Annotated in this window: 17 protein-coding genes; 9 read left to right on the top strand and 8 right to left on the bottom strand. The window is 74.7% G+C overall.

Going from position 1 to position 18733, the window contains the following annotated elements; genetic code table 11:
- The first annotated feature begins 27 nt into the window (after positions 1–27).
- The 3 genes from GA0070610_RS17965 to GA0070610_RS17955 are packed head-to-tail and all read left to right on the top strand — an operon-like array spanning position 28 to position 2736.
- On the top strand, positions 28–291 hold the full coding sequence (locus tag GA0070610_RS17965; RefSeq protein WP_089001114.1) for a DUF6343 family protein: 264 nt from the start codon (positions 28–30) through the stop codon (positions 289–291).
- 12 nt (positions 292–303) lie between these two features.
- Positions 304–1716 (top strand): NADP-dependent succinic semialdehyde dehydrogenase, encoded by a 1413-nt coding sequence (locus GA0070610_RS17960; protein ID WP_089001113.1) that lies wholly within the window; start codon positions 304–306, stop codon positions 1714–1716.
- Between the two features lie 54 nt (positions 1717–1770).
- On the top strand, positions 1771–2736 hold the full coding sequence (locus GA0070610_RS17955) for a TIGR03885 family FMN-dependent LLM class oxidoreductase (RefSeq protein WP_089001112.1): 966 nt from the start codon (positions 1771–1773) through the stop codon (positions 2734–2736).
- 53 nt (positions 2737–2789) lie between these two features.
- Here GA0070610_RS17955 and GA0070610_RS17950 read toward each other — a convergent pair whose 3' ends face one another.
- The 3 genes from GA0070610_RS17950 to GA0070610_RS17940 form a co-directional block, all read right to left on the bottom strand.
- Positions 2790–3323, bottom strand: a complete 534-nt coding sequence (locus GA0070610_RS17950) for a GNAT family N-acetyltransferase (protein ID WP_089003580.1) — start codon at positions 3321–3323, stop codon at positions 2790–2792.
- Positions 3320–4255 (bottom strand): hypothetical protein, encoded by a 936-nt coding sequence (locus GA0070610_RS17945; RefSeq protein ID WP_089001111.1) that lies wholly within the window; start codon positions 4253–4255, stop codon positions 3320–3322. Before GA0070610_RS17945 ends, GA0070610_RS17950 begins: the two co-directional genes overlap by 4 nt.
- Positions 4256–4411: 156 nt before the next feature.
- Positions 4412–7024 (bottom strand): glycoside hydrolase family 9 protein, encoded by a 2613-nt coding sequence (locus tag GA0070610_RS17940; protein WP_089001110.1) that lies wholly within the window; start codon positions 7022–7024, stop codon positions 4412–4414.
- A 227-nt stretch (positions 7025–7251) separates the two neighbouring features.
- On the opposite strand from GA0070610_RS17940, the gene GA0070610_RS17935 reads away from it, so the two are divergent.
- On the top strand, positions 7252–7977 hold the full coding sequence (locus GA0070610_RS17935; protein WP_089001109.1) for a PP2C family protein-serine/threonine phosphatase: 726 nt from the start codon (positions 7252–7254) through the stop codon (positions 7975–7977).
- Positions 7978–8025: 48 nt separating this feature from the next.
- On the opposite strand, the gene hrpB is transcribed toward GA0070610_RS17935, so the two are convergent.
- Genes hrpB through GA0070610_RS17920 form a run of 3 tightly spaced genes read right to left on the bottom strand, consistent with a single transcriptional unit; the run spans position 8026 to position 11750 of the window.
- Positions 8026–10638 carry an ATP-dependent helicase HrpB gene (hrpB, locus tag GA0070610_RS17930; RefSeq protein WP_089003579.1) on the bottom strand — a complete coding sequence of 871 codons (2613 nt, stop codon included), beginning with the start codon at positions 10636–10638 and terminating at the stop codon, positions 8026–8028.
- 28 nt (positions 10639–10666) lie between these two features.
- Positions 10667–10867, bottom strand: a complete 201-nt coding sequence (locus GA0070610_RS17925) for a DUF397 domain-containing protein (protein WP_089001108.1) — start codon at positions 10865–10867, stop codon at positions 10667–10669.
- 40 nt (positions 10868–10907) lie between these two features.
- A complete protein-coding gene (locus tag GA0070610_RS17920) occupies positions 10908–11750 on the bottom strand; it encodes a helix-turn-helix domain-containing protein (protein ID WP_089001107.1) in 843 nt (280 codons plus the stop codon).
- A 141-nt stretch (positions 11751–11891) separates the two neighbouring features.
- On the opposite strand from GA0070610_RS17920, the gene GA0070610_RS17915 reads away from it, so the two are divergent.
- Genes GA0070610_RS17915 through GA0070610_RS17905 form a run of 3 tightly spaced genes read left to right on the top strand, consistent with a single transcriptional unit; the run spans position 11892 to position 14671 of the window.
- Positions 11892–12518, top strand: coding sequence for a GOLPH3/VPS74 family protein (locus GA0070610_RS17915; protein ID WP_089001106.1), 627 nt, complete (start codon positions 11892–11894; stop codon positions 12516–12518).
- Positions 12519–12557: 39 nt separating this feature from the next.
- Positions 12558–14084: an APC family permease gene (locus GA0070610_RS17910; RefSeq protein WP_089001105.1), complete on the top strand. Its 1527-nt coding sequence runs from the start codon at positions 12558–12560 to the stop codon at positions 14082–14084.
- Positions 14081–14671: a GNAT family N-acetyltransferase gene (locus GA0070610_RS17905; RefSeq protein WP_089001104.1), complete on the top strand. Its 591-nt coding sequence runs from the start codon at positions 14081–14083 to the stop codon at positions 14669–14671. Before GA0070610_RS17910 ends, GA0070610_RS17905 begins: the two co-directional genes overlap by 4 nt.
- 210 nt (positions 14672–14881) lie before the next feature.
- Here GA0070610_RS17905 and GA0070610_RS17900 read toward each other — a convergent pair whose 3' ends face one another.
- Complete coding sequence (locus tag GA0070610_RS17900; RefSeq protein WP_089001103.1) at positions 14882–15709, bottom strand: SigB/SigF/SigG family RNA polymerase sigma factor; 828 nt, start codon at positions 15707–15709, stop codon at positions 14882–14884.
- Positions 15710–16063: 354 nt separating this feature from the next.
- Here GA0070610_RS17900 and GA0070610_RS17895 point away from each other — a divergent pair, with 354 nt between their 5' ends.
- The gene (locus tag GA0070610_RS17895; RefSeq protein WP_231925677.1) at positions 16064–16819 is read left to right on the top strand and encodes an acetoacetate decarboxylase family protein; all 756 of its coding nucleotides are present in this window, start codon (positions 16064–16066) and stop codon (positions 16817–16819) included.
- 16 nt (positions 16820–16835) lie between these two features.
- Here the strand turns inward: GA0070610_RS17895 and GA0070610_RS17890 are convergent, their stop codons facing one another.
- Positions 16836–18425 (bottom strand): phospholipase D family protein, encoded by a 1590-nt coding sequence (locus GA0070610_RS17890; RefSeq protein WP_089001102.1) that lies wholly within the window; start codon positions 18423–18425, stop codon positions 16836–16838.
- Positions 18426–18566: 141 nt separating this feature from the next.
- On the opposite strand from GA0070610_RS17890, the gene GA0070610_RS31710 reads away from it, so the two are divergent.
- Complete coding sequence (locus GA0070610_RS31710; RefSeq protein WP_269458852.1) at positions 18567–18695, top strand: hypothetical protein; 129 nt, start codon at positions 18567–18569, stop codon at positions 18693–18695.
- Positions 18696–18733 lie beyond the last annotated feature (38 nt).

Genomic DNA, 18733 nt, shown 5'->3' with positions numbered 1-18733 from the left:
CGGGTCGATCGGGGGTAGGTCGGTGCAATGACGAGATCGCAGCCCCGGCGCGCCCGTGGCACGGTCGGCCACGCCTACAGCGCGCTCAACATGCGGCTCCTGCTGGCCGGGTTCGGGCTGGTGACCATGACCGTCTTCGCGGTGCTGGCGTTCAACGCCGACCTGGTGTGGCTGGGGGTCCTCTGCGTGGTCTTCGCGGTGGTCGCCGTGGTCGACCTGATCATCATCCAGCGCCGCCGCGCCGCCCGCCGCCGGGAGGAGCCGGGCGCCCGCCACTCACTCTTCGAGTGACAGGAGTACGAGATGCCCATCGCGACCACGAATCCCGCGACCGGACAGACGCTCAAGTCCTACGACCCGATGTCGGCGGAGCAGATCGACGCCGCGATCGAGCGGGCCGACCTGGCGTACCGGCAGCTGCGCGGCACCACGATCGACCAGCGCGGTCGCTGGCTGAACGCGGCGGCCGACCTGCTGGAGGCCGAACGCGACGAGATCGCCCGGCTGATGACCACCGAGATGGGCAAGACGTACGCGTCGGCCAGGGCCGAGGTCACCAAGTGCGCCACCGCCTGCCGCTTCTACGCGGCGAAGGCGGCCGACTTCCTCGCCGACGAGCCCGCCGACGCGGGGGCGGTCAAGGCCACCCGGGCCTTCGTCCGCTACCAGCCGATCGGGCCGGTGCTCGCGGTGATGCCGTGGAACTTCCCGCTCTGGCAGGTGCTGCGCTTCGCCGCGCCGGCCCTGATGGCCGGCAACACCGGCCTGCTCAAGCACGCCTCCAACGTGCCGCAGACCGCGCTGCTGCTGGAGGACCTGTTCCGCCGCGCCGGCTTCCCGGAGGGGGCGTTCACCACCCTGCTCGTCGGCTCGGCCGAGGTCGACCGGGTGCTCAGCGACCCCCGGGTGCGCGCGGCGACGTTGACGGGCAGCGAGGGCGCCGGCCGGTCGATCGCCCAGATCGCCGGCCGGGAGCTGAAGAAGACCGTGCTGGAACTCGGCGGCAGCGACCCGTTCGTGGTGATGCCGTCGGCCGATCTCGACCGGGCCGCCGAGGTCGCCACCACCGCCCGCTGCCAGAACAACGGCCAGTCCTGCATCGCCGCCAAGCGGTTCATCGTGCACGCCGACATCTTCGACGCCTTCGCCGAGAGATTCGCCGCGAACATGTCGGCCCTGCGGGTCGGCGACCCGATGGACCCCGACACCGACGTCGGCCCGCTGGCCAGCGAGGGCGGGCGCGACGAGGTCCACGCCCAGGTACGCGACGCCGTCGACAAGGGCGCCACCGTCCTCTGCGGCGGCGAGCCGCCCGCCGGCCCCGGCTGGTACTACCCGCCGACGGTGGTCACCGACCTGCGCCCCGAGATGCGGATGTGGTCCGAGGAGGTCTTCGGCCCCGTCGCGGGCCTCTACCGGGTGTCGTCGTACGAGGAGGCGATCGAGGTGGCCAACGGCACCTCCTTCGGCCTGGGCTCCAACGCCTGGACCCGCGACCCCGAGGAGCAGGAGCGCTTCGCCACCGACCTGGACGCCGGAAACGTCTTCGTCAACGGGATGACCACCTCCTACCCCGAACTGCCCTTCGGCGGGGTGAAGAACTCCGGCTACGGCCGCGAACTCTCCGCGCTCGGCATGCGGGAGTTCTGCAACACGAAGACCGTCTGGGTGGGCGAGGGGGCCGCCTCGGCCGGCGCCGGGGCGCACGCGGAGTAGCCCGCTCCGGTTCGCCGGCGTAGCCGGGCGCCGTCATGGGTACGGAGTGACGCCATGACGGTGTTCGGCTTCCACGCGTCCCACGAGCAGATCGATCCCCGCGCCCTGCTGGAGGCGGTGATCCACGCCGAGCGGGCCGGCTTCGACGCCGCCATGTCCTCGGACCACTTCGCGCCCTGGAGCGAGCGGCAGGGCCAGTCCGGTTTCGCCTGGTCCTGGCTGGGGGCCGCGCTCCAGGCGACCAACCTGCCGTTCGGGGTGGTCAACGCCCCCGGGCAGCGCTACCACCCGGCGATCATCGCCCAGGCGATCGGCACCCTGGGCGCGATGTACCCGGGCCGGTTCTGGGCCGCCCTCGGCACCGGCGAGGCGAGCAACGAGCACATCACCGGCGACGCCTGGCCGCGCAAGGACGTCCGCAACGCCCGGCTGCGCGAGTGCGTGGACGTGATCCGCGCGCTGCTGGCCGGCGAGGAGGTCAGCCACGACGGCCTGGTACGGGTCGACCGGGCGAAGCTGTGGACCCGACCGGAGCAGCCGCCGGCGCTGATCGGAGCGGCGGTCAGCGTGGCCACCGCCCGCTGGTGCGCCGAGTGGGCGGACGGTCTGATCACGGTGAACGCCCCGACCGCGCACCTGCGGGAGATGATCGGCGCGTACCGGGAGGCCGGCGGGCGCGGGCCGCTGCACCTCCAGGTGCACGTGAGCTGGGCGCCGGAGCAGGCCGAGGCGGAGCGGGTCGCGTACGACCAGTGGCGCAGCAACGTCTTCGCCCCGCCGGTCTGTTGGGACCTGGAGACCCCGGAGCACTTCGACGTGATCTCGCAGGACATGCCGATGGAGAAGGTCCACGACGTCGTGAACGTCTCCGCCGACCTCGGGCGGCACGTCGGCTGGCTGGAGGAGTACCTGGAGCTCGGCTTCGACCAGATCGCGCTGCACCACGTCGGGCAGGAGCAGCGGGACTTCATCGACGCGTTCGGCGCCGAGGTGCTGCCGAAGCTGCGCAGCGCCGGTTGAGCCGGGCCCGGCCCGGAGCCTGAGCGGTCCCGGCCCGGACCGAGCGGCCCGGGTCAGGGCAGGCGGCGCACGAGCACCTGTCCCGGCCACGGGTCGCGGCCCGGGCGCTCGACCGTGAACGCGTCGGTGGCCGTGAAGCCCTGCCGCTCGTACCACCGGACCAGCGCGCCGTCGCCGCCCGCGTAGCAGTCCACCCGCAGCAGGCCGAGCCCACGCTCCCGGGCCAACTCGGCGGCGTGCGCCAGCAGCCGGCCGCCGATGCCCGACGCGGCGTGCGCGCGGTCGGTGACCAGCAGGTTCACGTACAGCTCGGGCTCGGTGGCGGGCGGCACGTACTCGGTCGCCGTCCCGACCACCAGTGCGCCGACCGGCCGGTCGGCGAGCGTCGCCAGCCACAACCCGCCGCCGGTCGCCCAAGCCTCGGCCTGCGCGATCCGCCGCGGGTCGGTCGAGGCCGGGGCGGTGCCCCACTGGCCGGTGCGACCCCGCGCCACCAGCCAGGCGGTGGCGTCGTCGAGCAGCCGCAGCACGGCGGGCGCGTCCGTCGACCCGCCGGGGCGCAGGCCAGGGCTCCGCTGCTCGCTCATGACGGACATGCTGCTACACCCGTCCCCGCCCCTGTCAGGCGTTCCGTGTTCAGGCAGGAGGTCAGGCAGCGTTCCTTGGCGTCGCTGGTGAACCGGGCGGTCCAGTCCGTGAAGCCGCCGTCGCCGAGTGCGACCTCGTCGGCGCCGTCGCCGGCGGTGATCCGCAGCGCCGCGCCGACGTAGTAGCCCCGGCCGCGTCGGCGCTCCGGCTCGTCCACCAGCGGTACGCCCGACGGGCCGAGCGCCGGCCGGACGGTGTCCTCGATCCGTTCCCCGACGACCGGGCTGTCGAGCACGGTCAGGCGCACCCGGGGCGCTGCCGACTGCGGCAGCAGGGTGGCGAGCACCGTCCGCCAGTACGCCAGGTGCAGGGTGAGCAGCCGTGCCTCGGTGCGCCCCGAGCCGCCGTCGCGGGCGCTGGAGACCAGCGTGAAGAGCCGGAAGTGCGACGACCAGCCCGGCCCGAAGTCCTGAGCCCGCAGCACCCGGTGGCACGCGGCCAGGTGCACGGCGCCGTCGGCCTGCTGTTCCCGGCGGCGTACCGCGGCCTCGATGGCGAGCGCGTTGGTGGGGTCGCTGAGCACCTCGGTGGCGCGAAAAGTGGTCACGATGCGGTTCTGGCTCATCGGCGTGACGACCGAGCAGGTGCCGAGCGGCGCGACGGGGGAGAGGTCGACGCCGGCGAACTCGGCGGGCAACAACTGCCACATGCGGGCCTCGACGGCGGCCAGCGCGCGGGGGTCGGCCGCCGCCGGCCGGGTGAAGCGGTCCGTGCGCCAGCGGCGGACCAGGTCCGCGGGGCGTACCGCCGCCGCCCGGTCCCGGGCCACCGCCAGCAGCAGCGTGCGCAGGTCCGCCGGGGCCAGGCCGGCCAGGGCGCTCCGGGTGCCGTCGGGCAGTCGCGACCAGACCCGCCGCTCCGCGTCGTCCATGCCGGCCACCCTGTCGTACGCCCCGGGCCGCCGTCCACCGAAAATCGACGGCCGGGGCCGTTCCGGCGGCGACGCCGGGGGGAGGCGGCGGCCCGCCTCCTCCCGGCTCGCGAGGGTGTTCGCCGGTCCGGGCGGCGGACCGCCCGGACCGGACCGTCAGGAGAGCGTGCAGGCCGCGCCGTTGACGGTGATCAGGCCGGGTGCCGGGTTGGCGCCGCCGCCGGTCACGGCGTTGAAGCCGAAGGTGACGGTGCCGCCCGGGGCGATCCTGGCGTTGTACGACTCGTTCTTCGCGGTGACCGTGGCCCCCGCCTGGGCCGCCTTCGCCAGCCACGCCTCGCGTACCTGCTGATCGCCGGTGAAGGCGAAGCGGGCCGTCCACCCGTCGACGGTGCTGGTGCCGGTGTTGCGGATGGTCACCTGGGCGGTGAATCCGGTGCCGCCCTGCCAGGTGCCGTAGTTGGTGTACGTGGCGGAGCAGGTGGGCGCCGGCACCGCCGCCGAGTCACCCTGGTCGGCCAGGAACGAGGCGATCCAGGCCAGCGCCGAGTTCCAGTTGATCGCCACCTCGTTGGTCGCGTACGAGTTGATGTCGTCGACGTAGCAGAACATCGGCTTGCAGCCGGCGAGCAGCTTGGCGGCGAACGGATCCTGCAGGGCGGCGTTCGGGCCGCCGGCCAGGGAGCCGGCGGGCGGCTTCGGCAGGTCGGGGTCGAGCTGGTGGCCGAAGATCCGGCTGTGCTGGTTCTCCGCCGCGTGCTCGCCCCACCCGGTCACGTACGAGATGTTCAGGGCGTTGCGGCCGAGGACGTAGTCCATCGCCTGCACCGCGCCGTCGCGGTACTTCGCGTCGCGGGTCAGGTCGAAGGCGGTGGCCAGCACGACCGCGTTGTTGATGATGTTGCTGTTGCCGCCCCAGAAGTAGCTGCCCGCGTCGCCGGGCATGGGCAGCCCGTACGCCTGCCGGGCCGCCTCGGCGAGGTGGGCGTCGGCGGCGGCGGTGACCGAGGCGCGCACGCGGGCCAGGTCGGCGGCCGGCAGCCCGTTCGGCACGGTGGCCAGGTCGAGGCGGCCCAGCGCCGCGACACCCTGCCAGCCGAAGCCGCGCGGGTCGAACACGTCGCCGGTGTGGTGCGCCGACGCGGTGAGGTCCACCAGGTACGCCTGCTCGCCGGTGGTCAGGTAGAGCTCGACGGCGGCCCAGTAGAACTCGTCGGTGACGTTCGTGTCGTCGTACGCGCCGCCGCCGGTGCTGTCGGCGGGGCTGGCGTACCGCGCCGGGTTGGCCTTCGCGGCGGCGTAGGCCGTCTTCGCCGCGGTGCCGCAGCGCTTCGCGAAGGCCGCGTCGTAGGGGGCGAACAGCCGCGCGCACTGCGCGGCGACGGCGGCCAGGTTGAGCGTGGCGGCCGTGGACGGCGGGTGCAGCTCGCGCTGCTCGGGGTCGTCGTGCGGGGCGAGCGGCAGCCCGGTCCAGTTCCGGTCGTGGATCTTGTGGTGGGCCATCCCCGCGAGCGGCTTGCCGGCCGGCACCTGCATGCGCAGCAGGAACTCCAGCTCCCAGCGGGCCTCGTCGAGGACGTCCGGTACGCCGTTGCCGCGCTCGGGCACCCGCAGCGTGCTGTCGCCGAGGGCGGCGCCGTGTCCGGCGGTGGCGGCCGTGCGGGTCCGCTCGAAGGTGTTCAGCAGCTGGTAGGTGGCGATGCCGCCGTTGACGACGTACTTGCCGTGGTCACCGGCGTCGTACCAGCCGCCGCGCACGTCCAGCGAGTAGTCGCAGACGCCCGGCTGGCAGGGCACGGAGGTGTCGCCCTTGTTGGGCGCCACGCCGAGGTGCCCGGCCGGGCGGGCGTACTCCGCGCCGATCAGGTCGCCGTCGATGGTGATGCCGCTGCGCTGGGCGTAGAAGAACTGGAGGGAGTCGGCGCGCAGCCGGTCGTAGAGGGTGCCCGAGATGTCGAAGGGGTGGCTGGTCTCGCCGTCGACGGTCAGGGTGAGCCCCGCCCCCGGGGTCCGGTACGACGAGAAGTCGAGCGTCTGCACGTTCTGCCCGGAGGCGGCGTCGACGCCGCGCGGGGTGGTGGTGCCGCTGGCCAGGATGGCGCCGGCGGCCGAGCGGAGCTGCCAGGGCAGGGCCTCGGTCGCCGAGGTCACTACGGTGGCGTTCTTCGGCCCGCCGGGCAGGTAGCCGACCTGGTTGACCCGCACCCGTGGCCCGGTGTCGGGCACGTACGGTTCGGGCGGGTCGCCGCCGCGCAGGGAGACGTCGTCCAGGCAGACGGTCTGCTCGGCCGCGCTGCCGCCGACCTGGAAGATCAGTTGGGCGGCCGGGTTGCCTTCGGCGACCGTGAACGTCTTCTCGAACCGCTGGGCGGTGCCGCCGGCGGTGGCGTCGACGCTGGCGTACGTCGTGTAGGGGGCGGTGCCCAGTTGCAGCACGGCCTTGACGGCGGTGCCGGGGGTGGCGGAGACGTCGAAGCCGAGGGTGTACTCCGCCCCGGCGACCAGCGGCACGCCGTCCTGGCCGATGCCGGCGTCCCACGGGTTGGCCAGGCCGCCGGGCACGGTGGCGCAGAGCCGGCCGTCGGTGACGCCGAGCGGGCCGGTGCCGTAGGAGAACCAGGGGGACACGCCGGCGCTGAAGTCGCCGTTGTCGATCTGCTCGGGGGCGTCGGGGGGTGGTTCGGCGTGGGCGGCGCCGGCGGTGGCTGCGGTCAGGGCGACGGCGGTCGCGGCCGCGAGCAGCGCGAGGCGGCGTGGGGATGGCGTCACGGGGGTTCCTTCCGGACGGCTGTGGGGACGGGAAGGTGGTGGCGACCTGGGAGCGCTCCCAGGTCGCCTCGATGGTTCCAGTGCCTCCGCCGCCCTGTCAATCGATCCGGCTGGATGGTTCGGAACCGCCCCGGGAGGCCCCCGGGACAGTGAGATTCGCCGCGCGACGCGCCGAGGTCCCGATCTCCTAGAGACAACCGAGCCCTCCGCCTGGCAGGCTGCCACCCATGACCCTGAAGCTGCGTTCCGTGGGAACGAGCGACCGTGGGCTGATCCGCAGTGGCAACCAGGACGCCCTGCACGCCGGGACCTGGCTCGTCGCCGTCGCCGACGGCATGGGCGGGATGGCGGCCGGCGACCTGGCCAGCGCGATCGCCATCGAGGCGGTCGCTCCGCTCGACGTGGAGACCCCGGAGCACGCGCTGGTGGCCGCACTGCAGAGCGGCATCGAGCAGGCCACCGCGCGGATCCACCAGGCGGTCGCCGAGGATCCGGAGCGGCAGGGCATGGGCACCACGCTCACCGCCCTGCTCTTCGCCCGTACGGGCAGCTGCCTGGCCCTCGCCCACGTCGGCGACTCCCGCGCCTACCTGTTCCGCGAAGGCGTGCTCAAGCAGATCACCCGCGACGACACGTTCGTGCAGCTGCTCGTCGACCAGGGGGTGATCACCCCCGACCAGGCCAGCAGCCACCCCCGCCGGGCGGTGGTCACCCAGGCGTTGCAGGGCGAGGAGGTCTCCCCGGCGTACGCGACGATGGTGCCGTGGCCCGGCGACCGTTGGCTGCTGTGCAGCGACGGGCTGTCCAACGTCGTCCGCCCGGACACCCTCGCCGAGGTGCTCGCGGAGCACCCGGACCGCGCGGACTGCGCCCGCCGGCTCATCGACCTCGCGCTGCGCGCGGGCGGACCGGACAACGTCACGGTGGTCGTCGCCGACGTCTTGGAGGAATGAGCGGGCGTCCCGGCGCCCGGCGGTCACCGCCGGGAGGCGTACGCCCGCTCAGCGGCGTCGCGGCGTGGCGTGCCGGGTGGGCGGGGCCGTGGTCGGGTCCTCGGGCCACGGGTGGCGCGGGTAGCGTCCGCGCAGCTCGCCCCGCACCTGCGGGTAGCCGGTCCGCCAGAACGACGCCAGGTCGGCGGTGACCGCCACCGGCCGCCCGGCCGGCGAGAGCAGGTGCAGCAGCACCGGCACCCGGCCGTCGGCGACGCGGGGCGCGTCGCGCCAGCCGAAGGTCTCCTGGAGCTTGACCGCGAGCACCGGCGCCGCCGGGTCGGCGTAGTCGAGCCGGATCCGCGATCCGCTCGGCACGGCGATCCGCTCGGGCGCGACCTCGTCCAGCCGGGCCGCCAGCGCCCACGGCAGCAGCCGGCGCAGCGCCCCGGCCACGTCGACCCGGGCCAGGTCGGCGCGGCGCCGGGCGCGGGCCAGCTCCGGGCCCAGCCAGGCGGGCGCGTCGGCGAGCAGCGCCTCGTCGCCCACGTCGGGCCAGTCGCCGCCGAGCGCGTGCCGGCAGAACGCCAGCCGCTCGCGCAGGGCCCGCGCCGCCGGGCTCCAGGTCAGCAGGCCCAGGCCGGTACGCCGCAGGCCCGTCAGCAGCGCCTGTGCCACCTGCGCCGGGTCGGGCCGGGCGAGGGGCCGCTCGACCAGCTCGATCGCGCCCAGCCGCACCACCTCCCGGGCCACCACGTCGTCGCCGGCCCAGCCGACCTCCCGCTCGGTGCGCAGCAGCGGCCCGCCCGCCTCCCGGGCGGTCGCCTCGTCGAGGGGGGTGGCCAGCCGCACCCGGGCCGTCGGCGCGCCCGGGGAACGGTCCGCCACCGCGACGGCCAGCCAGTCGGCGCCGGCCAGCCCCGACCCGGGCGCCAGCTCCGCGGCGGTTCCGCCGCTCATCAGGTACGCCGAGCCGCCCGCGCGCCGTGCCCGGGCCAGCCGCTGCGGGTGGGCGAGCCCGACGAGCAGCCCGGCGGCCAGGTCGTCGGTCAGCCGGTCCCGGCCCGTGTCCCCGGTCCGGCCCGCGTCGGCGTCCGGCCGCGTCCGGCCGGTGCCCTCCGCCGTCGCCGCACCGTGGGGCGCGCGCGCCCGGCCGTGTCGCCCCGTCGGCGCGGCGTCGGGCAGGGCGGCGCGCAGCCGGCGTACCTCCGCGCGCCAGCGGGCGGTGGCACCCGGGTCCGCGCCCGCGCGCAGCCGGCGCCAGGCGGCGGTCAGGTCGTCGCCCGGCCCGGCGGCGGTGTCCTCGGCGAGCACCGCCACGATCTCCGCCGCCCGGTCCGCGCCCACCCGGGCGGCCCCGTCGAGCAGCGCCCGGGCCAGCCGGGGGTGCGCCCCGACCGCGGCGATCGCCCGGCCCCGGTCGGTGATCCGGCCGTCCGCGTCGAGTGCGCCGAGCGTGGTGAGGGTGTCGCGGGCGACGGTCATCGACGCCGCCGGGGGCGGGTCGGGCAGGGCCAGCCCGGTGCCGTCCGGCGACCCCCACGCGGCCAGCTCCAGGGCGAAGCCGGTCAGGTCGGCGGTGGCGATCTCCGGCTCGGGTTGCGCGGCGAGCCGCTCGTGGGTGGCCGCCGACCAGCAGCGGTAGACGTACCCCGGGGCCTCCCGGCCCGCGCGGCCGGCCCGCTGGGTGGCCGCCGCCCGGGACACCGGGACGGTGACCAGCGCGCCCAGGCCCCGGGCCAGGTCCATCCGGGCGACCCGGGACAGCCCGGCGTCCACCACCACCCGCACGCCAGGCACGGTCAGGCTGCTCTCGGCCACGGCGGTCGCCAGCACCACCCGCCGCCGGTCGGCCGGGCGCAGCGCCGCGTCCTGGTCGGCGCCGCGCTGCCGGCCGTGCAGCGGCAGGACGGCGACCGTGTCGCGCAGGTCGGCCAGCCGGCCGGCGACGGCGCCGATCTCGCCGGCGCCGGGCAGGAAGACCAGGACGTCCCCGGTGCGCTCGCGCAGCGCCCGGCGCACCGTCGCCGCGACGTGGTCGAGCAGTCCCCGGTCGACCGGGCCGGCCCCCGGCGCGGCCACCGGCCGGGACGGCGGCGCCCAGATCCGGGCCACCGGGTGCAGGGCCGAGGACGCCCGTACGATCGGCGCGGGCGCGTCCCCGCCGCCGAGCAGCGCGGCGAACCGGTCCGCCTCGGGGGTGGCCGACATCGCCAGCAGCCACAGGTCGGGGCGCAGCGCGGCCCGCGCCTCCACGGTGAACGCCAGCGCCAGGTCGGCGTCGAGCTGCCGTTCGTGGCACTCGTCGAGCAGCACGGCGCCGGTGCCGGCCAGCTCGGGATCGCGGTGCAGCCGCCGCACCAGCAGCCCGGTGGTGACCACCTCGACGCGGGTACGCGGTCCGCTGCGACGCTCGCCGCGTACGGCGTAGCCGATCCGCTCGCCGAGCGGTTCGCCGAGCAGCGCGGCCATCCGGCGCGCCGCCGCGCGGGCGGCCACCCGGCGCGGCTGCGCGACCAGCACGCGGCCGGCGACCTCGTCGGCCACGGCCAGCGGGGCGAGGGTCGTCTTGCCTGTCCCGGGCGGGGCGACCAGCACCCCGGCGCCGGTGGCGCGCAGCGCCGCGACCAGCTCCGGCAGCACGGGCCGTACGGGCAGGTCGAGGGGCACGTCCGAGAGCACGGCCCAGTCTCGCACCGCCCGGCGCGGCTCAGTCGGGGCGTACCCCGTCGACGTTGGTGACGAAGGCGCGCCAGGCCGGCGCCGGGAAGGCCAGGACGGGGCCGGACCGGTCCTTGCTGTCGCGGACGGCGACCCGGTCCGCCGCGACGGCGACCTCCACGCAGTTGCCGTTGCCGACGCTGCGGGTGCTGGTGCGCCACTGGGCCCGGGTGAGGTCGAACGCGGTCATCGGCGGTACCCCCGTCTGTGCCGGCGTGCCGCGTCAGCGGTCACGAAAAGTGACGAGAAGCTTCCGCCAAGCGCGTCAGAGACGCCTCCGGACCGAGTGCCAGGCGGCACAGCTCCTCGTGCACAAGGCTATACCCGCGCACCTGTACGGCCTCCTCCAGAGCCAGCCCCATCGTGAGGTTTTCCAGGTAAACCACGGCGGCGTCGGCGGTGTCGGCGAACGTCAGCACGACGTACGGCGCGTTCATGGCGGGGTGCCCGCCGGCCGAGAACGGAAGTACCTGAAGAGTGACGTTCGGTAACTGAGCAACCTTCGCTAGATGGGCCATCTGATCGGACATCACGGTCGCGCCGCCAACGGGTCGGCAGAGCACCGCCTCGTTGAGCACCACGGACAGCTCGACCGGATCGTCGCCGTGCAGCACGTTCTGCCGGTGCAGCCGCGCGGCGACCTTGCGCTCGATTCCGTCCTCGCCCGCGGTGCGCCGGAAGACCTCCCGCGCGTACGCCTCCGTCTGCAACAGGCCGGGCACCGCCTCGACCTCGTACGTGCGCAGGGTCGCCGCCTCCGCCTCCAGCCCGACGTAGAACTCGAACCACTCCGGCAGCACGTCGCTGTAGCTCTGCCACCAGCCGCGCTGCTGCGCCCCACGGGCTATCTCGATCAGCGCCTCGGCATCCGCCCCGGTCACCTCGTACAGGGCCAGCGCGGCGCGGACGTCGCGCGGCTTGATGCCGATCTGGGCGTTCTCGATACGGGACAGGTTGCTCTTGGACATGTCCAGTTGCCGGGCGGCGACATCCAGGGTCATGCCCGCGCGTTCGCGCAACTGGCGAAGTTCCCGGGCGATGCGGCGGCGGCGGACGGTGGGGCTCGCGGTCACCCTCCGAGTCTGTCACGGCAAGATCCGCAGGTCGCGCCAGCACGGAGTGCAACTTCCACAAACGGGAGTTGCGTTGCAGTCACGGCCGGTGCATCCTTGCCCGGTTGCGATCACTGTGGACAACCCGCGTGGGAGGACCGGTTGCTCATCGCCGACGAGTTCTTCCTGATCATCCACAACGACAGTCGGGGCAAGGCGAAGCTGCACCCCACGGCGACCGGCCTCGGACTCGCCGGCGGGCTGCTCGCCGAACTGGTCCTCCACGGCCACGCCACCGTCTCCTCCGGACTGGTCACGGTGCTCGACCGCCGCCCCCCGGCGGACGCGCTGGCGCACACCGTGCTCGACCAGTTGGTCGGCGAGACGCAGCAGCACCCGGTGCGCACCTGGCTCAGCTTCCTGGCGCAGACCGCCACCATCTCCGTGGGGGAGCGGCTGGTCAGGGCGGGGGTACTGCGCCGGCAGGAGAGCCGCCGGCTGCTCCGCACCACCGTCAGCTACCTGCCGATCGACCTCAACGCGGTGGCCTGGCCGGCCACCCGGCTGCGCGCCCTGCTCGACCGGCCCGAACCGCCGAGCGTGCCCGACGGGACGCTGCTGGGTCTGGTCGTCGCCGCCGGGCTGAGCCGCGAGGTGCTGTGGAGCGCCGGCCCCCGGGCGCACCACCGGCTGGGCGTGCTCATCCCGGCGCTGCCCCCGCCGCTGCGGGAACTCGTGGCGCACACCGAGGCCGCGGTCGGCGCCGCCGTGCTGCGCGGCGTGGGCTGACCGCCCCTCCACCCCCTCCCCTCGAACCGGAGTCCGCGTATGTCGACACCAACGCTCGGCCGACCGAGCAACGTCTCCGAGGCCCTGGCCCGCGGCCGGCTCGGCGTGCCGTCGGTGATCTTCTTCGTCCTCTCCGCCGCCGCCCCGCTGACCGTGGTGGCGGGCGTCGTCACCACCGGCTACGGGGTCGTCGGGGTGCTCGGCATCCCGGTGGCCTTCCTGACCGTGGCCGCCGTGCTCGCCCTCTTCTCCATCGGCTACGTGGCCATGGCGCGGCGGATGGCCAACGCCGGCGCGTTCTACGCCTACGTCTCGCGGGGGCTGGGCCGCCCGGCCGGCGTCGGCGCCGCCTGGGTGGCGCTGATCGCGTACAACGCCCTCCAGGTGGGGCTGTACGGCACCATCGGCGCCGCCGCGGAGCCGGTGCTGGGCCGCCTGTTCGGGGTGGCCCCCGCGTGGTGGCTCGTGGCGTTGATCGCCTGGGCGACGGTCGGCGTACTCGGCCTGCTCCGGGTCGACCTCAACGGCCTGGTGCTGGCGGCGCTGCTGGTCGCCGAGATGGTGGTGATCGTCGTCTTCGACCTCGGGCAGCTGGCCCACCCGGCCGGCGGGGACGTGAGCTTCGCCGCCCTCTCCCCGGAGAACCTCGTCGTGCCCGGGGCGGGCGCGGTGCTGGTGCTGGCCATCCTGGGCTTCGTCGGGTTCGAGTCGGCCGTGGTGTTCAGCGAGGAGAGCAAGGACCCCCAGCGGACGGTGCGGTTGGCCACCTACCTCTCCATCGCCATCATCGCGGGGATCTACGCGCTGTCGTCGTGGAGCATGACCGTCGCCGTCGGGCCGGACCGGATCGCCGCCGAGGCGGGTGAGCAGAGCATCGGGCTGATCTTCAACCTGGCCGAGGCGCACCTCGGGGGCACCGCCGTGGCCATCGGCCAGGCGCTCTTCCTGACCTCGGTGCTCGCCGCGATGATCTCCTTCCACAACACCACCGCCCGGTACGCCTTCGCGCTCGGCCGGGAGCGGGTGCTGCCGGCCGTGTTCGGGCAGACCTCGCCGCGCACCGGGTCGCCCCGGGCGGCGTCCCTCGCGCAGAGCGCGCTCGGGCTGGTGGTGATCGTGCTCTACGCGCTCAACGGCTGGGACCCGGTGGTGCAGCTGTTCTACTGGGTCGGCACGGCCGGCGGCTTCGGCGTGCTGCTGCTGATCGCCACCACCTCGGTCGCGGTGATCGCGTTCTTCGCCCGCAGCCGGGTGGAGGAGACGCTGTGGCGCCGCGCGGTCGCCCCCGGCCTCGCCGCCGTGGCCCTGACCGTGATCGTCGCGCTGGCGGTGGCCAACTTCGCCGACCTGCTCGGCGTGGCGCCGGACTCACCCCTGCGCTGGGCGGTCCCGGCGGTCTATCCGGTCGCCGCGCTGCTCGGCCTGCTGTGGGCGCTGGTGCTGCGTGGCAGCCGCCCCGACACGTACGCCCGGATCGGCCTGGGCGCGGAGAGCGTGGCGGCGGCGGTGCCGACGACCGGGCACGCGGGCGGGCCCGTGCCGAGCGCGACGGGGGCCCGGCGGTGAGCGGCGTACGGGTGGAGCGGCTCGGGCCGGCGGAGACGTCGCTGGTGGCCGACCGGATCGCCGAGGCGTTCATGGCCCTGGACGCGCCGCGCTGGCTGGTGCCCGACGAAGGGCGGCGGCAGTCCGTGCTGGCCGGCCAGTTCGCGATCCTGGTGGACCACGCGATGCGCCACGGCCTCGTGTACGCGACCGCGGACCGGGCGGGGGTGGCGGTCTGGTTCCCGTCGGTGGGCGACCCGGCCCCGCCGCCGGAGGACTACGACGCCCGGCTCGCCGCGGCGTGCGGGCAGTGGACGGACCGGTTCGCCCACCTGGACAAGCTCTTCGAGACCCACCACCCGCACGCGGACCACCACCACCTGGCGTTCCTCGCCGTCGCGCCGCAGCGGCAGGGGCAGGGGCTGGGCAGCGTGCTGCTGCGGCACCACCACGCCGTACTGGACGCCGAGGGCGTGCCCGGCTACCTGGAGGCCGCCAGCGAGATGGGCCGCGACCTGTACGCGCGGCACGGCTACCGGGTCGCCGAGCCGTTCCACCTGCCGGACGGCACCCCGTTCTGGCCGATGTGGCGCGAGCCCGCCCGCTGAACGCCGACGCCCGGGTCACCCGTCGCAGGGGCGACCCGGGCGGCTCGACGGGCGGCGCTGACCGGCCGGGACACGTCGGAGCGCCACGAAGGCCTCCGGGTCGGCGGAGCGGGACCTGGACGGTCCCACTCCACGACCGGAGGCCTTCGCCACCACTTCCGGCTGGGTGCGCCGGCCGGGCGACCCGACCGGAACCCCTGGGTCGTATCCCTAGTACGTGCCGTCGAGCTGCCCACGCAGCTTGGTCAGCGCGCGGGCCAGCAGCCGGGAGACGTGCATCTGCGAGACGCCGATCTGCTCGGCGATCTGCGACTGCGTCAGGTTGCCGTAGAACCGCAGCGTGAGGATCTTCTGCTCGCGCTCGTCGAGCGTCGCCAGCGCCGGGCCGAGGGCCACCCGCAGCTCGGCCAGCTCGAACTCGCCGTCCTCGCCGCCGATCATGTCGCCCAGCTCGGTCGCGCGGTCGCCGTCGCCGGTCGGCGTGGAGAGCGAGACCGCGTTGTAGGCGCGGGCACCCTCCAGGCCCTCCAGCACCTCTTCCTCGGTGAGCTTGAGGTGGGCGGCGATGTCGGCGACCGTGGGGGAGCGGCCGAGGGTCTGCAACAGCGTGCTGTTGGCGTCGGAGATGGCCAGGCGCAGCTCCTGGAGGCGACGCGGCACCCGGATGTCCCAGGTGCGGTCGCGGAAGTGCCGCTTGAGCTCGCCGATGATGGTGGGGATCGCGTAGCCGGCGAAGTCGACGCCGCGGGTCGGGTCGAACTTGTCGATGGCCTTGATCAGGCCGACGGCGGCCGTCTGGGCCAGGTCGTCGGTGGGCTCGCCCCGGCCGCTGTAGCGGTGCGCGAGGTGGTTGGCGAGCGGCAGCCAGGCCTCGATCGCGCGGTCGCGCAGGGCGGCGCGGGACGGGTGGCCGGCCGGCAGCGCGGCCATCGCGTTGAGCAGGTCGGCGGCGCTGTCGGTGAGCGCACGCGGATCGAGCTTCTCGGTGGTGCTCGGCGTTGTTGTGGTCGCCTGTTCGCTGATCGTTGGCGCGGTCATGGGTGGTCCTCCCTGCACCTCGTCCGCGGATGAAAGACGTGACGCTTAGGTTTAACTTCAGATGTCCGTTCGGGAGCCACCTTAGCCCGATCGGTCTGACGAAATCTAGCCGAAAGTACGATGTACTTAAGTGATTTTCGACAATGAGAGCGGCAAAGCGGGCAAACGTGCCCGCGGATTGTGGGCCGGGTTACGCCGGCGAGCGGCCGGCCAGCTCCGCCGCACATCGACGTCGACACATCCGGGTGGCCCCGGCGGGCCGGCCGGGCGGCCACGGTCCACCGGACGACCGGCGTCGAATGTCGGCTTTCCGTCGTTGTCCCGTCAACGGGACGGCCCGTAGCGTGCGGGTACATGCCCCACGCCGGAGGTGCCGTGCTCGACCCCGCCGCTCCCCACCTGGTCGTCAACAGCCGCACGCTCTACTTCGGCTGGCTGCCGGCGGACCCGGACGCGGTCGCGGCGCTGGTCCCGGCCGGGCTGCGCCCGTCGCCCGAGCGGCTGGTCTTCATGAACCAGTACGTGGTCGACGACGACAGCCAGACCTCCGGCTTCGGCGCGTACTCGCTGACCTACCTCGGCGTGGCGCTGACCGGGGTGGACGCGCCGGGCGGGCTCAACCCCGGCGGCTGGTGGACGCACTACGTGACGTGCAGCGAGCGGGTCCGGGCCTACGCCGCCGCGCGGGGCGCGCCCGCCGTCGTCGGCCGTACCCACATCGAGCGCCACGGCGGGGACATCGTCGCCGAGACGGAAATCGACGGCGTGCCGGTGATCCGCGCCCGCTGCCAGGTGGGCGAGACCGGCGGAGCGATCAGCCGGGGCCACCACCGCTACTTCACGGCCCGCGACGGGCAGCTGCTCAGTTCCGTGCATCCGTTCGTCGCCGAACCGGTCGACCCGTTCGTGATCGAGTCGCTGGAGTTCCTGGAGCCGGCCCACCCGATCTACGCGCTGCGCCCGGAGAACCCGCTGACCATCGGGTTCGGCTTCTACTCGCCGCGCGCCTCGTTCGCCTACCCCGGTGGGCTGACGGTCCACGCCACCGACGCCGGCACCGGGGCCGTGCCCGCCTTCGGCAGGATCGACGCCCTCTCCGTACCCGTCTGAACGCCCACCCGCGCGCTCACCACGTGCCGGACCGCCGGGCCCGCAGCGGCCGGCCGTCGGGGTCGTAGACCAGCCGGTACGCCGGCAGCGCCCAGGCCCGGGTGTACCAGGGCAGCCGTTCGGCCCGGTGTGGCAGCAGCCGGCCCGGCGGCCGGGGACCGGCCCGCCCGGTGTCGTACCACCGTCGCAGCGCGTCGGCGGCGGCGGTGATCGCCGCCACGGCGTCGGCGGGGTCGACCAGGTCGGCCTCCTCGCCGCCGTCGGGGTCGCGGTCCAGGTGCTCGCGCCACAGCCGCAACCGCAGCTCCCGGGCGAAGAGCCGGGCGCCGTCGCCGAGGCCGGCCGGGTCGGTCGGTGCCCGTTCGTCCCGGGTCTCGTCCAGTACGGCGCAGGACAGCTCGCTGTCGTGCGTCCAGGAACGGCGGTTGAAGTTGTCGCTGCCGACGCTGGCCCACACGTCGTCGACCACGCAGACCTTGGCGTGCACGTACACCGGGGCGCCGGCGTGGTTCTCGACGTCGAACACGTGCACCCGCTCCGGGGCCGCCCGCTCGCAGAGTGAGAGTGCCTGCTCGCGGCCGACCGTGTTGGGCGGCAGCGCCAACCGGCCGTCCACGTCCGGATACCGGGGGACCACCGCGACCAGGTGCAGGTCGGGGTTGTCGCGCAGCGCCTTGGCGAACAGGTCGGCCACCTCGGTGGACCACAGGTACTGGTCCTCCAGGTAGATCAGCCGCCGGGCCCGCCGGACCGCCTTGGTGTAGCCGCGCGCCACCGTGCGCTCGCCGTCCGGGGCGAAGGAGTAGCGGGGCCGTACCGCCGGGTAGGTGCGCAGCACCTGGACGTGGTGCGGGCCGCAGGGCGGCGGGTCGGCCGGCTGCGGCGGCAGCGGGTCGGGCCGCAGGTCCGCGCCGCGCAGCCGGTCGCGCAGGTAGGCGAGGGGGTTCTCCGAGTCCAGCGGCATCGGGTCGCTCCACCGCTCCCGGAAGGTGGTGTCCAGCGCACCCACCGCCGGCCCCCGCACCGCGAGCTGCACGTCGTGCCAGGGCGGATGGGCCCCGTAGCGGGTGGACATCTGCACCGCCTGCGGGTCGCCCCGGTGCGCGGCGTCGTCACGCCGGCTGTGGCACAGGTCGATCCCGCCGGCGAAGGCGACGTCGCGTTCCGGCGCCCGCGGGTGCCGCAGCACCACCAGCTTCTGGTGGTGCGAGCCGCCCCGGCGGACCCGCTGGTCGAGCAGCACCTCGCCGCCGGCGGCGGAGACCGTCTCACTCAGGTTGCGGTTCTCCGCCTCGCTGTAGGCCAGCAGGTCGAGGTGGGAGCGCCAGATCAGGCCCTTGACCACCACGCCCCGCTGCGCGGCCCGCGCGAAGAGCTGCGCCACGGTCGGCCCGTCCGGGCGCAGCCGCTGGTCCGGGTCGCCCCGCCAGTCGGTGAAGAAGAGGTGGTCGCCGGCCTCCAGGGCCTCCACCTCGTCGACCAGCCGGTCGAAGTACGCGACACCGTGAATTAACGGCTCGGCGAGGTTACCGCTGGTCCAGACGGGTAACTCTGACACCGGGTTGGCGCGTTCGGCTGCGTTGAGGAACCAGTTGCGTGGTGCCACGTTCCAGCCCCCCGAGGTCGACAACGTCCTCACGGTAGGACCCACGTCGCGGGTCCGCATCCCGACCGGCACCCCGGTGACCCGGCCGGACGACCCCCGACATCCCGCCCGATCACGACGCGACACCGAGGAGGCAACACCATGCCCGGCGAGACGACGAACTCCGCGACCGAGCACCGCGAGCCGGCGGTGGAGAGCGAGCGGGGTGCGCTGGTGACCGTGTTGCTCATGGTGATCCTGGGCGTCGCGGGCATATTCGCCGTCTCCTGACGCCGCGCCGCGACGATGGGCGCCGCCCGGCCGTGGGC

It is taken from the genome of Micromonospora echinofusca, from assembly GCF_900091445.1.
Classification (GTDB): domain Bacteria; phylum Actinomycetota; class Actinomycetes; order Mycobacteriales; family Micromonosporaceae; genus Micromonospora; species Micromonospora echinofusca.
Note: the sequence above shows the minus strand (reverse complement) of the source record. Positions and strands in the feature narration are given on the sequence as shown.

What these genes read in the sequence shown, in the direction of transcription:
- GA0070610_RS17950 (WP_089003580.1), bottom strand. Translation starts at nt 3,323, where the DNA reads ATGAGCGAGCAGCGGAGCCCTGGCCTGCGCCCCGGCGGGTCGACGGAC.
- GA0070610_RS17910 (WP_089001105.1), top strand. Translation starts at nt 12,558, where the DNA reads ATGTCGACACCAACGCTCGGCCGACCGAGCAACGTCTCCGAGGCCCTG.
- GA0070610_RS17925 (WP_089001108.1), bottom strand. Translation starts at nt 10,867, where the DNA reads ATGACCGCGTTCGACCTCACCCGGGCCCAGTGGCGCACCAGCACCCGC.
- GA0070610_RS31710 (WP_269458852.1), top strand. Translation starts at nt 18,567, where the DNA reads ATGCCCGGCGAGACGACGAACTCCGCGACCGAGCACCGCGAGCCGGCG.
- GA0070610_RS17965 (WP_089001114.1), top strand. Translation starts at nt 28, where the DNA reads ATGACGAGATCGCAGCCCCGGCGCGCCCGTGGCACGGTCGGCCACGCC.
- GA0070610_RS17945 (WP_089001111.1), bottom strand. Translation starts at nt 4,255, where the DNA reads ATGGACGACGCGGAGCGGCGGGTCTGGTCGCGACTGCCCGACGGCACC.
- GA0070610_RS17960 (WP_089001113.1), top strand. Translation starts at nt 304, where the DNA reads ATGCCCATCGCGACCACGAATCCCGCGACCGGACAGACGCTCAAGTCC.
- GA0070610_RS17955 (WP_089001112.1), top strand. Translation starts at nt 1,771, where the DNA reads ATGACGGTGTTCGGCTTCCACGCGTCCCACGAGCAGATCGATCCCCGC.
- GA0070610_RS17900 (WP_089001103.1), bottom strand. Translation starts at nt 15,709, where the DNA reads ATGACCGCGCCAACGATCAGCGAACAGGCGACCACAACAACGCCGAGC.
- GA0070610_RS17935 (WP_089001109.1), top strand. Translation starts at nt 7,252, where the DNA reads ATGACCCTGAAGCTGCGTTCCGTGGGAACGAGCGACCGTGGGCTGATC.
- GA0070610_RS17895 (WP_231925677.1), top strand. Translation starts at nt 16,064, where the DNA reads ATGCCCCACGCCGGAGGTGCCGTGCTCGACCCCGCCGCTCCCCACCTG.